Source organism: Planctomycetota bacterium (genome assembly GCA_039182125.1).
Taxonomy (GTDB): Bacteria; Planctomycetota; Phycisphaerae; order Tepidisphaerales; family Tepidisphaeraceae; genus JBCDCH01.
Genome location: JBCDCH010000091.1, coordinates 1 through 15,799, shown reverse-complemented (window position 1 = coordinate 15,799; position 15,799 = coordinate 1). Strand labels below are relative to the sequence as shown.

The 15,799-nt window shown below is 64.5% G+C and carries 15 protein-coding genes; 7 read left to right on the top strand and 8 right to left on the bottom strand.

Annotated features, from left to right (window positions below):
- From AAGD32_16785 to AAGD32_16760, 6 genes are all read left to right on the top strand, one after another.
- Positions 1-1,150, top strand: a 1,150-nt coding sequence (locus tag AAGD32_16785; protein ID MEM8875906.1) for a hypothetical protein, incomplete at its 5' end; no start/stop codon positions are given.
- Positions 1,151-1,215: 65 nt separating this feature from the next.
- Positions 1,216-2,643, top strand: coding sequence for a sulfatase-like hydrolase/transferase (locus AAGD32_16780; GenBank protein MEM8875905.1), 1,428 nt, complete (start codon positions 1,216-1,218; stop codon positions 2,641-2,643).
- A 1,170-nt stretch (positions 2,644-3,813) separates the two neighbouring features.
- A complete protein-coding gene (locus AAGD32_16775; GenBank protein ID MEM8875904.1) occupies positions 3,814-4,344 on the top strand; it encodes a TetR/AcrR family transcriptional regulator in 531 nt (176 codons plus the stop codon).
- A gap of 59 nt (positions 4,345-4,403) precedes the next feature.
- Complete coding sequence (locus tag AAGD32_16770) at positions 4,404-5,315, top strand: NmrA family NAD(P)-binding protein (GenBank protein ID MEM8875903.1); 912 nt, start codon at positions 4,404-4,406, stop codon at positions 5,313-5,315.
- Complete coding sequence (locus AAGD32_16765; GenBank protein MEM8875902.1) at positions 5,224-6,342, top strand: NAD(P)H-binding protein; 1,119 nt, start codon at positions 5,224-5,226, stop codon at positions 6,340-6,342. The genes AAGD32_16770 and AAGD32_16765 overlap by 92 nt, the downstream gene beginning before the upstream one ends.
- Complete coding sequence (locus tag AAGD32_16760; protein ID MEM8875901.1) at positions 6,339-6,947, top strand: SRPBCC family protein; 609 nt, start codon at positions 6,339-6,341, stop codon at positions 6,945-6,947. The genes AAGD32_16765 and AAGD32_16760 overlap by 4 nt, the downstream gene beginning before the upstream one ends.
- Before the next feature lie 172 nt (positions 6,948-7,119).
- On the opposite strand, the gene AAGD32_16755 is transcribed toward AAGD32_16760, so the two are convergent.
- The 8 genes from AAGD32_16755 to AAGD32_16720 form a co-directional block, all read right to left on the bottom strand.
- Positions 7,120-7,539, bottom strand: coding sequence for a GNAT family N-acetyltransferase (locus tag AAGD32_16755; GenBank protein MEM8875900.1), 420 nt, complete (start codon positions 7,537-7,539; stop codon positions 7,120-7,122).
- A gap of 326 nt (positions 7,540-7,865) precedes the next feature.
- On the bottom strand, positions 7,866-8,678 hold the full coding sequence (locus AAGD32_16750; GenBank protein ID MEM8875899.1) for an ABC transporter ATP-binding protein: 813 nt from the start codon (positions 8,676-8,678) through the stop codon (positions 7,866-7,868).
- A 56-nt stretch (positions 8,679-8,734) separates the two neighbouring features.
- Complete coding sequence (locus tag AAGD32_16745) at positions 8,735-9,802, bottom strand: iron ABC transporter permease (GenBank protein ID MEM8875898.1); 1,068 nt, start codon at positions 9,800-9,802, stop codon at positions 8,735-8,737.
- Positions 9,799-10,719 carry an ABC transporter substrate-binding protein gene (locus AAGD32_16740; GenBank protein MEM8875897.1) on the bottom strand — a complete coding sequence of 307 codons (921 nt, stop codon included), beginning with the start codon at positions 10,717-10,719 and terminating at the stop codon, positions 9,799-9,801. Before AAGD32_16740 ends, AAGD32_16745 begins: the two co-directional genes overlap by 4 nt.
- Positions 10,720-10,857: 138 nt before the next feature.
- A complete protein-coding gene (locus tag AAGD32_16735) occupies positions 10,858-12,213 on the bottom strand; it encodes a hypothetical protein (protein MEM8875896.1) in 1,356 nt (451 codons plus the stop codon).
- A 576-nt stretch (positions 12,214-12,789) separates the two neighbouring features.
- Complete coding sequence (locus tag AAGD32_16730) at positions 12,790-13,719, bottom strand: hypothetical protein (GenBank protein MEM8875895.1); 930 nt, start codon at positions 13,717-13,719, stop codon at positions 12,790-12,792.
- A gap of 123 nt (positions 13,720-13,842) precedes the next feature.
- Entirely contained in the window at positions 13,843-14,475 is a 633-nt protein-coding gene (locus AAGD32_16725; GenBank protein ID MEM8875894.1) for a hypothetical protein, read from the bottom strand.
- Between the two features lie 195 nt (positions 14,476-14,670).
- Positions 14,671-15,480, bottom strand: coding sequence for a DUF1559 domain-containing protein (locus AAGD32_16720; protein ID MEM8875893.1), 810 nt, complete (start codon positions 15,478-15,480; stop codon positions 14,671-14,673).
- Between the two features lies 1 nt (position 15,481).
- On the opposite strand from AAGD32_16720, the gene AAGD32_16715 reads away from it, so the two are divergent.
- On the top strand, positions 15,482-15,799 hold a 318-nt coding region (locus AAGD32_16715), incomplete at its 3' end, for a hypothetical protein (GenBank protein ID MEM8875892.1).

The following is a 15,799-nucleotide window of genomic DNA, read 5'->3' as shown; positions in this document are numbered from 1 at the left end:
GGGCACGGTCTCGCTCAACGACATCAACCTTTCCTACCTGCTTAGCGACAGTCTCACCGGCACCCGCGAGGTCCACACCCTCGTTGCCGGGCAAACCCTCGCCGTTGAATCCTCCAACCCGAATGATCCAGGAGCGGCGCTCTTTGAGTTCCCGCTCCGCCTCAACGGCGGCACCCTCCGCGTCGACGCCGTGGCAGGCAACGACTTCTCCAACGTCGACTGGGACGCCGGCTCACTCGAACTGCTCCGCTCCAACCTCACCGTCGGCACGGCCGGCCTGCTCGGCGGTACGGTCGTCATGAACGCGGGGCAACAACTGCACGTCCATCAGGCCGTCACCGTGCAGGCCAATGGCACGCTCAGCGTCACCGGCGACGCCGCCACCGCCGAGACGAACGAACAATTCGCCGCGGGTTCGTTGGGCGTGTTCGGGCTGGCCGTGTTCACGTCCACGCAGGTCGACACCGACGCCGACGAAACCGGCAACGGCTTGTTCAACAACGGCCGCGTCGTGCTCATCGATTCCGAACTCACCGGTCCGGTCGTCAACCAGGGCTCGCTCACGCTCGTCGGCGACAGCGCGATCAACGGCGGCGACTTCGCCCAAAACGCCGACGGCGCACTGGAAGTTTCGCTCGACCCCGCGCAGCTCGCCGCGCCGATGCTCGACCTGAGCGGAACCGCCGACCTGGACGGGGTGCTCGACCTCGACACCGACGCCACCAACTTCGCGCTGCTGCCCTATCAGGCCACGACCCTGATCGAAGCCGCCGAACTGGTGGGCACGTTCGACCAAGTCCGGGGCGTCGAGATCAACCCGCAAGAATCGCTGGCCGTCACCTATACCCCAACGGCCGTGCGGATCACCCGGGCGATCCGCGGCGACGCCAACCTCTCGGGCCAGGTCGAGCAGGGCGATCTCAACTCCGTGCTCAACAACTGGGGCAGCACCGGTAACACCTGGGCGAGCGGCGACCTCACCGGCGACGGCGTCGTCAACCAGGCCGACCTCAACGCGGTGCTGAACAACTGGGGCGCGACCGCCGCGCCGGACTTCACCGGCTCCGCCGTCCCCGAGCCGACCGCGGCGCTGGGGCTCGTGGGGCTGGGCTTGCTCGCGCGGCGGCGCGAACCTTTGCGTGCCCGCTGAAGCGGGCCCGCCGCGAACGCCGCCGGTTTCGTTTCGCGCTTCTGAGCTCGGTTTAGCATGGGGCGATGCCTCCGTCGCCCCGCCCCAACGTCCTGCTGATTTACACCGACCAGTGGCGCTTCGACGCGCTGGGCTGCGCCGGAAACCCCGACGTGCAGACGCCGCACCTCGACGCGCTCGCGCGGCGCGGCGTCCGCTTCGACCGACACTTCGTGCAGAACCCCGTGTGCATGCCTTCGCGGGTCTCGATGCTGTCGGGACGATACCCGTCGAACCTGGGCATCCTGCGGATGGGCGTGCCCGTGCCGGAGGACGTGGTCTGCGTGCAACACCTAATGCGCCGCGCCGGCTACCGCACCGCGAACCTCGGCAAGCTCCACTTCCTGCCCCACGCCAACCGCGACCACCGCGACCCGCACCCGACGTACGGCTTCGACCACCTCGAGCTCTCCGACGAACCCGGGCCTTACGAAGACGCCTACCGCGCGTTCGTTCGGCGGCACTTCCCCGAGCACCTCGACGCCAGTTCCGCTCACGCCTTCCCGCCGATGGCCAAGACCTACCGCGACGCGACCGGCTTCGACGACGGCGTCAAACACCCCGACGACCACCCCGATCGCACCTGGGTCACCACGGCCTTCGGCGGCCCCGACGACGCGACCTATTCCGCCTTCGTCGGCCGACGCACGATCGAACTGCTGGATCGCCACGCCGCGTCCCGCGACAACTTCTTCTGTGTCGCGAGTTTTTACAGCCCCCATTCGCCGCTGGTCGCCCCGCAGAAGTTCCTGGACCTCTACGACCCCGCAAGCTTCACGCTGCCCGAATTCCCCGAAGAATTCCAGGAAAAACGCGTCGCCGACGGCTTCGACGACGACACGATCCGCCAGGCGATGCACGGCTACTACGCCATGACCTCCGAAGTCGATCACTGGGTCGGCCAGATCATCGCCAAGCTCGACGCGACGGGGCTGGCCGACGACACGGTCGTCGCGTTCACGTCGGACCACGGCGAATTCCTGGGCGAGCACGCACGCTGGGGCAAGTTCTACCCCGGGCCGGAGTGCGTAGCGCGAGTGCCGCTGATCGTGGCGGGCCCGGGCGTGCGGCCGGGGACGTGCGACGCGATCGTCGAAGCGGTGGATCTGACGCCCACGCTCCTGGAACTGGCCGGCATTCCGCAGCCGGTGTTCATGGACGGCGACTCGCTTGGGCCGGCATTGCGCGGCGAGGCGTTCGCGGGCAAGCCCGGCGCCCTCATGGAAGACGCGATGCCGGGCTTCGGTTGGCGGGCTTGGCGGACGGACACGCACCGGTACCTGCTGCACGACGACGGCCGGGAAATGTTGTTCGACCTCAGCGCTGCGTTTAGCGAGTATCGCGACGTCTCGGGCCGACCCGAGCATGCCGACGCGCTGCTCGCGCACCGGCACGGTTTGGCGACGCGGCTGGTTCGGGTCGCGGAGAACCGTGCTCCGATCTGGCCGTACTGAGTCAGGCCCCCGCCCTTGCGGACGCAAAGCTACGCGCGGCCGATCGATCATCAACTTGGGCTGGATCGAAGGCCACGGAAATCGATAGGACTCGACAGAACCAACGGTTCCCAAGCGATAAGCGCGATCCGTGAGTCCGGACAAGGCCGAAGGGGCCGTCACTCAGACTCGGCGTAGGCGTGCGTAGACGCCCCGGGGCGACTTACGCCAAAGCGACACGCGACGCGATCTCGTGCCGGCAGACGCCCGAAACCACAACCGGAAGCACGGCATCTTGCATCACCTGATTCAATGGAGACGGCCGGGATCGAACCGGCGACCGGCTGCATGCAAAGCGACGCCAAATAAACGACCAAACTCGAGTCGCAAAAAATGCAGTGTTTTCTGCGCAGCGTCCATTGCAACGGTTGCCGAACGCTGCAGGGGGTGTGCGGCGAAAATGCGGCACGTGCCGCAAAACTCTTGCGGCCTAATTTTAGTTTCACACAGCTTGTTGTTGATTTCCTCGACCGCATAACGCTTCCCGGTCACCGATCGCGCTTCCTTCCTGAGGACGCCCAAACGTGAACCGGACACCACCAGCCACTCCGAAGAGGTTGTTGAAGAACCCTTAAGTAGCGCCGGTCAGCGGTTTCTTCACGGGCAGATCGAATCTGAAGCGTCATAAAGCCTCGCCGATCGATTCGATCCCTTCGCGTAGAGAATTCGCCCCAAATGGCGTTTGCTCCAACGGGCCCGCCGTTGTGACGTCGAAGCTTCGAGCAGCGGTGTCAGGTTCATTGATGAATTCAAAGCTGCGTTACTCGGCCCGCCGCAACGCTTCCCCAGCGTTGATTCTGGCCTCCCCCACGGCCTCTCAGCCGACGACCCCGCCGTGAACACCCCCTTAGCAACACCTCAAACTTCAGTAGTAACCTCCCCCACACCCCGGCCGAATCATCCGCGACGAAATCGATCGATAACGGGGTCTCCTCCCTCGTCGGGTCGAACAAAATGCCTTCTGGGTTGGCGAGCAGTTGGCGATGTGATTCGATCTCGCACGTAAGCTCCCACGATTTATCGTCTTTGCGCTTCTGTCGAATTGACTTCCTGTAAATCACGGGGTAACTTTAGAGAACATATATTCTCCAAAAAGCTGCCATGCCCCGTACCGTCGATAGAGAGCAAGTCTTGGATCGCGCCCTCAAGGTGTTCTGGGAGCGTGGCTTCGCCGCGACCAGCTACGAAGATCTCGTCTCCGCCAGTGGCGCAAGCCGCAATGGGCTCTACTCCGAGTTCGGTGACAAGAAGTCGCTGTTTCTCGTGGCCATCCGTCGTTATCGCGAAACGTTCGTGGCGCAACTTCTATCCGGCCTTCGAGCCGATGATGTGTCCGCCGCAGATATCCGCGAGGTTGTGCTGGGCGTGGCAAAGATGGCCGGCCGTCCGACGAAACGGCGTGGCTGCTTCTTGGCCAACGCGGCCATGGATCAAGCGAACTGCACCGCGAGCGTTCAGAAGGCAATTCGCGATCACATGGAAGGCATGGCGGCCGAGTTCGCGAGCGCCTACGAGCGCGTGGGGCTTTCGAAGAAACGCAGCCGAGAACTCGGTAATTACTGCACCGGTGTTCTGCATGGCTTATTCGTCTTAGCTCGCGCTCAAGCCAACACGTCCATGGTGGAGGCGTTCGCCGCAAACGCGGTGAAGGCTTTGCCGTGATTTTTTTACCCCAAAAGAGAATACGCATTCTCTAAATCAATTCACCCCAAGAGGTCCCAATGTACGAAACCATCCTCGTCACGGGCGCCACCGGAAAGACCGGTGGGCATCTCACTTTGAACTTATTGGAACGGGGTCTGCCCGTTCGCGCCTTCACGCGCAAACGCTCGCCAGAGTCAGAGCGTCTTCGAGAAGCCGGTGCGGAGATCGCGATCGGCGACATGCTCGATATCCACAGCCTTCAGGCCGCTTTCGAGGGAGTGAGACGCGTCTACTTCGCTTATCCCTTCACTCCGGGGCTCCTCGAGGCCGGCATGAACCTCGTGGCGTGCGCGAAAGAGGCCGAGGTCGAGCTTCTGGTCAATCTTTCTCAGATCATTACTTCGCGCGGACACGCGAGCGCTGCAACGCACCAGCACTGGCTTTCCGAGCAAGGGATGGGGTGGGCCGGAATCCCCACCGCCCATCTCTACCCGGGCCTGTTCATGGAGAACCTCTTGCTGATCGCTGCACCTTCGGTGGCGGCCGGTAAGGACATCTCTCTGCCGTGGGGCGCGGGGCGCCACGCGCCGGTGGCGGCGGCAGACATCGCCCGCGTCGCAGCCGCAATCCTCGCCGCGGAGGACCCCGAGCAGCACCTGGGGCAGCGTTACGTCGTCACGGGACCGGAGGTTTACTCCATGGCCGAGGTGGCCAGCCTGATTGGGGCCGCGATCGGCCGAGACATCGGGTACCGAGAGATCACGGACGACGAGTGGCTGCAGGCGATCGGGCAGTGGCCCGAGGCGTACAACAACCCCCAGTTCCGGAGCCACGCCCCGGCGCTCGCGGCGGACATCCGTGAGGGCCAGTTCGACCGCGCGACCACGGTGGTGCGCGATGTCGCGGGTGCCGCCCCCACGACGCTGCCCGCCTTCCTCGATCAGGTCGTCGATCACTTCCGGGACAGTCAGGAGGCGCAGCATGCCTGAGAAGCCGATTCTCGTCGTGGGAGCCACGGGCCAGGTCGGCTCCCAAATCGTCACGAAGCTGGCCGGCGACGGGCGCCCGGTCCGCGCTCTTGTACGCAAGAGCGGGAGGACCGTCCACGGAGCCCCTGAGTGTGTGGAGTACGTCGTCGGCGATTTGAACAACCCCGAGTCTTTACGCCACGCGGTGCGCGGTGTCGGCGCGGTCGTCTCAACCGCGAACGCGATCATTCCCACGTCGCGTAAAGACAAGGTCAGACGCTTCGCTTCCTCCGGATACGAAGCGCTGCTTGAGGCGTGTGAGCGGGAAGAGATCGAGCGCTTCGTGTTCGCTTCGGTGCCGAAACCACCGAGGAAGTTCCTCGATCGAGTCCCGCAGTTGAAGGCCAGCTTGGTCATCGAAGAACGCTTGGCGCGGTCACCGATTCCGACGATCGCCGTTCGGAACCCGGCCTTTATGGACGTGTGGTTGGTGATGACCGGCTGCATCCAGGCCGCGGGAACCGATCCGCACCGCACGGTCGGGAGGCGGTACGGTTTCATGCAGCGGTACATCGGCATCGTGGGCGACCTCGTCGCGAAGCGGGGCATCTTGCTTGCTCCGGGAGGTGCCTCGCATGGATCGCCCATGATCAGCACGCGAGATGTGGCGCTCATGCAGGCGGCGGCGGTCGATCTGCCGGACACGCCTCATCGGGTCATCGAAGCGGGAGGGCCGGCCTGGGTGACCTGGGGAGAAGTGGCGCAGATGCATGAGCAACGCTTCGGGCGTCGGGTTCGGTGCCTCCCGATGTGGCCTTGGCTCCTGGGGATGAACCGCCTCGCGCTACGCCCCTTCTCGGCCGCGGCATCCAACATCTTGGCGTTAACGCAGTTCGTCGCGTCATACCAGCCGGCTTGGGATTCGGCGCCCGTGGTGCGTGAGCTCGGCCTGCCTCCACAGCTCAGTGTCGCGGACTATCTCGATCAGAACCTCGTAGGAACTGCCCTCCACCGCGGCCGGACAGACCGCCCAGGAGCCAACCCATGACTCTCGCGACAACGACTTCGTTGCGTCGGGAACCGCCGATCTCTACGGCCTTCACCCAGGCGCCTCTCCAGATCGCCGGCTCGTTTGAGTTCGACGCTCCGCCGAGCGTGGTCTTTGACAAGGTGTCCCACGACGAGGGGATTCGGGCCGTGCTTCCGATGGTGCGCACGGTTCGGCATGAGGGCCCGGACTCGAATGGGGCGTGCTCGGTCGGTGCGGTTCGTATCTGCGACTTTGGGCCCGCGATGGGGAAGGTACGAGAAACCATCGTGTGGTGGGACGCACCAAGGGGCTACGCCTTCCAAGCAGAAGCCACGCGCCTGCCCATCCGCGATCACCTGGCCTACTTCCTCCTTGAGCTCACGGCACGCGGTGGCACCAGGCTCACGATCGAGCACTACTTCCGCCGCAGGCGGCTCCCGCACGCGCTCTTGGTGCGCGAAATGATGGCGAGCATGATCACGAAGGCGATGGCCAAGCTGGCACAAGACGTCGGCGGCCGGAGCGGACGGATGACCGTCTGCGACCGTCGCTCAAAGTCGAAGGTTTCCCGACCCACGGAAGACACGCCGGTTCATGCGGGCGTTCGGCACGATCAACCGTGAGGACGGACACATCACGATCCGGCTCACGTCAGCACCACCCCTTGACCCGCGGCCGCGACGCACCGTGTTGCTCAGCGCCCTGTACGCCACACGCGTGCCTTCGGTCGCCGAGGTGCATCGATCGCCGCCGCGCGCAGAGTTGCCCGCCCAACACGCCCGAGCCACTGAAGCCTCAAGCCGAAACCAGGTCGCGGAAGTACAAGCAATCCGCCGCGTCGTCGCCGCGTACGCCCCGGACCGTTCCGGCGAAGCTCCACCCACCACGCTCATAAAAATCGCGCAAAGCCGTCACCTTCTCCGGTGTCGCGGCAAATACACGACCACCGCCACGCTCGCTCCGAACCCGCTTCTCCACCGCCCGGATCAACGACCGTCCGATGCCTCGGTGGTGGTGCGTGGGTTTCACGGTCAGCGAATCCACGCACGGCCGGCCGAAGAACCCACCCTCCCGAAACGTGGCAAACGCCACCACTTCCCCGCCGGTAACCACCACCATCACCCGGCCCTCGGCCAACTCCGAAGATCGATCGGCGTCAATCCGATCAAACGTCGCGATCGCTTCGCGGTCACTTTGCTTCCCCGTACGGATCATTTTCGACGATCTCCTGTCGTTAGAAAAACGAAAACACTCGGTTCCATAAAGATGAAATGCGATCGATTATCAAAAGTATCCCATGTTTTGCGTAAGGCACACCACCCGCCATGACGTTCGCACAAAGAAAACTCTGCGGTTCATCCCGGCGTCTTCCGCCCGCCTGGTACAGGCGAGAAACCTCCGCCGCTCATAGACGCCCGACGGGCGAGCCGTGAACCCACGCCGAGCAATCCCGGAGCCGCGACGCCCGGTTCGGGCACGACCTCGAATGAACGGCTTCATCGTGACCAAAACCTCACTGCCCATGCCGCGGACCTGCAGCGTTATCGAAACGCACAAACGGGATAGGGAAGCTCGGCGAAGGTGTGAACGCGAGCCGATACGCCGAAGGTTTGCTCCAATAGCTCGGGGGTAAGCAAGTCGATCATCGGGCCGACGGCAAGGAGGCGGCCGGCGCGGAGGGCCGCGAGGCGATGGTGGGGTTGCCGGAAGTAGCGGGCGGCGAGTTGGATGTCGTGGAGAACAATGACGACGGTGGTTTTTCGTTCTTCGTTGAGATCGACGAGCAAGTCGAGGACTTCAAGTTGGTGAGCGACGTCGAGGGCGGAGACGGGCTCGTCGAGCAGCAGGATGCGGGCGTCCTGGGCGACGGCCATCGCGAGCCAAGCGCGCTGACGCTCACCCCCGGAAAGGGTGGCAACGTCGCGGTCGGCGAGTTTTTGGAGATCGCAGCGACGGATAGCTTGTTCGACGATGTCGCGATCCGTCGTTAGGTGGCGGGTGGCGAAAGGGATGGGCAAGGTGTGGGGGTTTCGGCCGTAGGCGACGAGTTGACGGACGGTGACACCGGGCGGGGCGATGGGGGATTGAGGGAGGAAGGCGAGGGTACGGGCGAGGCGGCGACGGGGGATCTTGTGTACCCGTTGCGGTCGTTCGTTGTCGTGTTCGAGCGTGACGCGACCGCTTTGCGGCTTGAGCAGCCCGGTGAGGCAGCGGAGAAGGGTGGATTTGCCCGAGCCGTTGGGGCCGCAAAGGGCGAGCATTTGACCGGACTCGAGGGTGAGCGCGACGTCGTGGAGGACCGGGGCTTGGGTTTCGTAGCCTGCGGTTAGGTGGTGGACGCGAAGGAGGGGCATGGCAATCAGCAATCGTTGATGTCGGCTGCGGTGTCTTTGTATCTCGTCCGGCACCCTCAAATCAGTTTTTTGCGGTAGAGCAGGAACACGAAGTAAGGGCCGCCGATGAGCGCGGTCAAGATGCCGACGGGCATTTCGTCGAGTTGCCTTGCGGCGGCGTCGGACCAGACGACCAGCGCGGCTCCGCCGAGCGCAGCGGCGGGGATGAGGCCGGCGTGGTCGCGGGCGACGGCGGTGCGGACGATGTGCGGGACGACCAAGCCCACGAAGCCGACGACGCCGGCAACGCAGACGGCCGAGGCGGTGAGCAGCGCGGCGGCGACGATCGCCCCGATACGAACGGTTTGGACGGGCACGCCCAGAGCGGCGGCGGAGTCGTCGCCGAGTTGCAGAAGGTTGAGCGGGCGGACGAGCAGCGCGGCGATCACGAGACCGAGGATCGTGAACGGCCAGATCATGGGCAGGTGGTTCCAGCTGCGAGCGTTGAGCGAGCCGGATAGCCACAAGACCACACCCTGAATGCGATCGGCGAAATAGACGGAGAGAAAAGACTGGAAGGCGCCGAGCATGGCGGTGACGGCGACGCCGGCGAGGATCATGCGGGTGGGCGACGTGCCGACGCCCGGTTGCCAGGACATGACGTAGACGAGCATCGTGGCGAGCAGCGCGCCGATAAAGGCCATCATCGGCAGCGAGAGCGTGGCGAGCCACGGGATACCGATGAGATCGGTGACGCCGAGGATGGCCAGCGACGCGAAGAGGGCCGCCCCGACGGTGACACCGATGATGCCCGGCGAGGCGAGCGGGTTACGCATGATGCCCTGAAGTAGGACCCCGGCAACCGCGAGGTTGCATCCAACGAGCAGGCCGAGGGCGACGCGCGGGAGGCGAACGTTCCAGACGATGCGGTCGGTCGGGCTGGCGTCGAGGGAGTGCAGCGCGTCGAATCGGGTGAGCGACGCGAGGACTTCGGCGATGGGTCGCCCGGAACTGCCGGTGGCGACGGCGACAACCGTTCCGACGGCGACCAACGCAAGCAGGACAACGAGGCTGACGGCGACACGGCTCCACCGCGGCTTGTGCGGCTCGACCGGATCGTCTGGGGTAGAGGTAAGCGAAGTCACGGTGAGTTCGCTGCGAACGTCCCGGGCGGGCTCGGTCGGTCGGGATAGATCAGGCCGTAGAGCGTTCGCAGCGCTTCGCCAGACCGAAGCCCCGCGTGCGAGCTATAGATTCGGTCGGTCAGGACGTAAACCCGGCCGTCCCGCACGGCCCGGAGCGACGCGAACGCGGGATGGGCCATGAAGTTCTCGATCGTGTCCGGGTCCACCCCGCCGTAGGGGATCACGAAGAGGACGTCGGGGTCTTGCTCGACGATGCGTTCGAGATCGAGCGGAGCGAGCGTGCGGTGCTTAGCGTGAGCCTCGGCTTCCGCGGCAACGTTCTCGACGCCCAGCACCTCGAGCAGGTCGCCCATGAACGCGTTGCGGCGATAGGCGTACCAGGTGTCGGACGTGCCGAGCAGCGCGAGGGCCTTGGGCGCACGAGCGGGCTGGGGTTGGTTCCGCATCCAGTCGATGGTCGCGTGCAACTCGCCAAGCAGTTCGTTCGCCCGGTCGGTCTTCCCGGCGAGTCGACCGAGCATGCCGACGTACCGATCGATATCGGCGAGCGATTTGACTTGGTGCAACACGACGGGCACGCCGACGGAGCTCTGCACGGTGTCGGCGAATTCGCCAAAGACGTTGTGCAGAAGGATCGCGTCGGGCGCGGTCGCGATGAGCATCTCGACGTCGGGGCCGGTGCTGTGCGAACGAGCGACCACGGGGATCGACTCGGCCTCGGGCGGAAAGACCGGCGGCGTGTGGATGCGGACCACGGGCTCGACGCCCAGGGCCATGAGCGTCTCCAACGCAAACGACGAGCAGGCGGCGAATCGCTGCGGTGATGTGTCAAACGTCAGCGTACGGCCCCGTTCATCTTCTACGGTGATCGGCCCGGTTTGTGCGAAGGCGGTGCCGCCGACCAAGAGGGTGAGCATCACGACGAGCAATCGTGCGGCGACGGAGGGTACGGCCCGCCGCCGCATACGGTCAACAACAAGGGGGTTGGGTATTGAGGTCACGAGATTTGGCTCTCCACGCAAAAGTTCATGTTTTAAGGTGTTCGATCGCAGCGCTTAGCACCCGCGCTTGCGTCGCCGCAGCAAGACTCCCGCCGCAGCGTAGAGAGATACCCACATCGTCGGCTCTGGAATGGACGCCCCCGCGAAACCCGGGGCCTGCAACGCGCCCCAGTTATTCAACACGGCGTTGAGTTGGGCTTGCGCGACCGGGCCGGCGAAGTCGCGAAAATTCAGCCAGCCTTCAGGAAAACCATCGATCCCCAGATCGATACCCCAGTTATTCAAGACGAGATTCAGGTCTCCCTGGGCCACTTGTCCATCGCCGTCGTAATCTCCCGGAAGGGGCGCCGAAACCGCGGCGAACTCGAGTGTGAGCAGCGGCAGGTAGTTCTCGAGTACCTCGTCGCCGCCGAGTTCGAGCACGACGCTGTCGATGCTGCCGAGCGTGAAGCCACCGTCGCCGGTCGAACCCAACGCCACTCCGGCAAAGTCGGCGTCGGCGTCGAGAAGAGCGGCGACTTCCTCGGTGATGTCGAAATCGAATTGCAGCCGGGATTGTTGTTCCAGCTGGTTCGCGCGGGAGATCGCGAAGTCGGTGATGGGCAGTGGATCTTCGATGAAAATGTCCTGGTACTCGAGGGCAACGCTGTCGGCGGCCGACGAATGATCCGAATACTCGAACTTCCGTTGGACGGATTCGAAGTTCACCAGGTCGCCGTCGCCTTCAAACACGTTGACGAACGCGGTAGAAGGCAAAGCACCGTTGGTCGTGATCAGGTCCATGTTGATCACGTCGTCGATGAAGATGGAGTACGTCGCCCCGATCAGGTCGGCGCCGCTAAACCCTTGGGCGCGGGGGCCGGCCAGGTTGTACTCCGCGAGGGCGACGTGCTGGCGATCGGCCGAGTCGGAGGTCGGGGGACCGTCGTTGCCGAAGGAAAGCGGACCGACCGACGTGGCGTTGGCGAGGTAGTACAGCTTTTCTTGCCCGGGCGCGGCGGTCGTACCGTCGGGGATAAAGGCGAAACCGCCGTTGACGTTGTCGCGATAAACCGAGTCGCCGTTCTCGTTGCGGACTTCCGGGCCGCGCCGATCCGCGTCATGGATGCCGGCGTCCCAGTAATCCCAACCCACGATGCCGTCGGACTTGGGCCACGGGCCGACAAAGTTGGGGTTGTGACCGCCGACCCAGTCGGACGCGATGTCATAGATCGCGGTGCCGTCGCCGCCGTCGGGGATGAAGTTGGCGGCGCGTCCGGCGTGCGTGTCGTCGAAACCGTCGATGACGCCGGCCGAGCCCTGCAACAGGAACGTCATGGTGTCGTCGGCGGCGGCGCGGGGCGCGTACGCAACGGCGAGACCCAGCGATCCGCAAAGCCCAAGAGCCGTCGCCACTGGGGCGTGGGACATCTTCTCGTCCACACGCGCAGCGATCGCAGCACGCGGGGAAATGAGCCGGGAGCAATTCGGTAATTGGATCATGGGTTCGGTTGTCCTGATACGAGTGACTGAAGATGAGGGCTCCGAGCTTGCGAAGACCGATTCCAATCGGGATCAAAGTTCGGCTTCTTGGTCGGTTCTTTCTGGCAACCCGCGCGGCCCTCTCACGAAGCGAGGCTTAACCGAATCCGTGTTCGCATTCGGACCTCGAAAACCGCACGGGCTCTGTTCAAGCCCGACCGGTCGGGACGGCGTGTCCGATGGGGTCGGCCGGATTCTCCTCCGATCGGCCGAGCCCATGGGCGTTGTTGCGCTTCCCGCCGTCCGCGGGCCCCACCACGCTTTCCCCCTCCCAACTCTCTCCTCTTGCTTTCTCCACGCCGGCCCACGCGCTTTGCGTCTTCGGTCATCCCGGCCGGTGACCCGTGAGCATCCGATCCGCAACCGAAGCCAGGCTCCGGCCCGAGCCGGAAAACGCCAACCGAGAGCCTCGGCTGATCAATGCGAAGCGCGGCCGTTCGGCCGCGCCCCGGAGCGTCTGTTGCATCAAGCGCGCCGCCGACGCAGGCCGGCCAGCGCGACCAGACCCGTGCCCAGCATGGCCACGCCCGGCTCGGGCACGACCGACACGGTCAGCGACGGCTCGAAGCCGGCGCGGTCGAGGCTGGTGTACGGGATGTCGTCGACTTCGGTCAGCAGGCGGAAGCCCAGGTGACTCACCGACGTGTCGTCCACGAGATCGGCGACGATGTTGGACACGTCCACGGAGAAGCCGAGGAAGCCGCGGGCGTCGAAGGCGGGGTCACCGTAGTTGCTGGGGTATTCGATGGACGAACCGCCAATCACGCCTTCGTACACGATGCCGGGCCCAACCAGTTCGAACGTCGCGCCCGGGTCATCAACCGGGGGCACGAAGTCGATGAAGCCCTGGGAAATCGGAATCTCCTGGTTCAGTTCTTCGAGCGTGTACTCGCGGCCAATGAAGTCGAGCGAGCCGATCACGCCGCCGTCGTAGTCGCTGTTCACGCCGTCCGCGTCGGGCTCGTTGGTGATCGCGCCATTTGCGGTATCGGTGTAGAGCTCGAGCTTGAACGAACTCACGATCCGCTCGGCGGCGGCACGCGAACCGAACACCGCGTCGTCGATGAAGAAATCAAACGTGGCGTCGAGAACATCGGCGGGATCGGTCGAGAAGCTCCGAACGCGACCGAGATCGACTTCCACGTTCGTGCGTCGCGTCGCGCCGTACTGCGGGTTGCTCACGTCGTTGTGGATCACGAACCCGCTCTGGAAGCTCGGGTCGGACGGGTCGAGGTTGTCGAGCGACATGCCGCCGATGTACCCGTTACCGGTGAAGAAAGGCACGCCGCCAAAGGTGCTGGCACGCGTCTCGACGTCGTAAACAACGTCGACACTGGACGCCGAAACGCCCAGCGCTACGGCACCGAAAGCGGCGGCAAAAGGAACCCGAACCATCAAACGCTGCATCGTCATCACTCCTTCAAGTGTCGCCGGGATATCCGGCTAGGTGTTCGCCCGGGAATACATCTCTCGAGCACTGTGCAAATCCCCCGAACTCGTGTCCCGGAATACGTTGGGTTAGGCCGTGTCGTGGTGGGTGTCCGAGCGGGTCGAAGGCGGGCCGGCACCTCGGCGATGCATCGCCAACACCGCGCCCAATCCCGCCAGAACCGCCGCGCCGGCGGGCTCGGGGACTTCGGTGACTTCGAAATTCAGCGCGTAGCCGTTGACTTCCACTCCGGTGTTCTGCACCGCGAAGCTGAATGTGCCGGCTTCGATCGGGTTGCTCAGCGGGAAGGCGGGGGCGACGTTAAGCGCACCCGCGATCAGGTCCCGGAGGATGTTGCTGCCGACCTCGTCGGCGTCGACCAGAGCGAAACCCGAGGCGACGGGCGGAAAGGCGATACCGTTGTTCGCGGTGTTGACCGTGAATACCGGCCCTTCCTGCACGCCGATGAACGCTTGGCCCGCGCCCGAGAACGCGTCCAGCCAAACACGATCGACCTGCAGGCCGTCGCCGATGGTCAAGGCGAACAAATCGAGGTCGCCGGCCTCCCCGTCCGGCGCGAAGGTGTCGTCCTGGTCGCTGTTGAAGACCGACCCGGTGACGGTGAAGTCGCCGGCCGCAGAGATGGACAACGCGGTCGGGGCCGAGATATCGCCCGAGAGATCGCCGTCCAGCGTTTCATCGTGGAGCGAGGTCTGTGCCACCGCCGCCGACCCCCATAAGCCCACCGCCCCGATCGCGTACGCGCAACGCCGGATCACGGTTTTGCTCGCTAAGCCTGCTCTGACGTTCCTTGATTCCTGTTGCATCTTGACCTTCTTCCTCGGGCCGACGAACGCACGTCGGCAAAACAACCCGCGGCCAGTCCTTGCCGGCCGCAACATTCGGGGCGGTGCCGGTCACTCCTCGAGCGACGCCGCGATATCCAGGTAAACCGGTCCCCAGAACTCCGGCCGTTCTTCCGCGCCGGGCAGCAGCCCGTGGCGTTCGACGTGGCCGTCCGCGAACAACACGTTCATCTTGCCGCCGTGGCGGTACACCCGGTCGGGGTCGCCCATGATTTCCTCGTGCGCCCGCCGGTGGAAGGAGGCGGAGATCGCCGAGGGTGTCGTGTAGTGCGAGCGCTCGTCTGGCAAGCCGGTGTAGAGTTCGCCGCCGATAAACGGATTGGTCAGCAGGAACACGTGGTCGGACACGTACCGGATGTAGGCGGCGTCGATGTGGTGGGCGGTGACCGACGGTTCGGGAATCATCTCCTGCCGGTTGCCGCCGACGCCGGTGTAGCGGTCGACCGTGTTCGAGGTGTTATTCGCCCGCTGCATCGGCCCGGAGTTCATCGCGTAAGACAGCCAACCTTCGGATTCACCAACGTGATCCACCCCGACGGCCGGGCCGAACAGCTTGGGAAACGCGAAGTCGTCGTCTGGGCAACGCAGCACCGCGCCGCCGCCCAGGGCGACGTTGAAGTCGCTGTCGTCCGGCTCAACGGGGCCGGTGCTGGCCCGATCGGCTTGCAATGAACGCTGGATGTACGGAGCCAGGGTTTCGGTCCACCAACCCGCGTAGTGGTTGCCGATCAGGCCGTAAGCGGCAAACGTGCCGTCGTGGTCGGCGGCGTAGCTGGCGTTGGCGATGCCCAGTTGCCGGAGGTTGCTGCCGCACGCGATCGCTCGGGCTTCGCCCCGGGCGCTTCCCAAGACCGGAATCAAGATGCCGACCATCAACGCGATCACGGCGATGACCACCAACAATTCCACCAGCGAAAACGCCCCGCGAGGCCGTTGGCAGCTTGACGTTCGAACCCCTGAACCGGAAGGCCGAATCAACCGCTCTCGGCCGTTCGATCTTCTTGAACGATATGATTTGATATTGAGATGCAATCTCATGAAACCGGAAGATAAAAAGATCATTCGCTCAGGTCAACCGTGTCTGACTCGATTTTTTAAACGTCGAGTGTCCGGGTTTGACGGCTCAAGCGGGGTCGTAATCCGGAAGGGGTTTGCTCAAACCGCGGTACTTTTCGCCGTC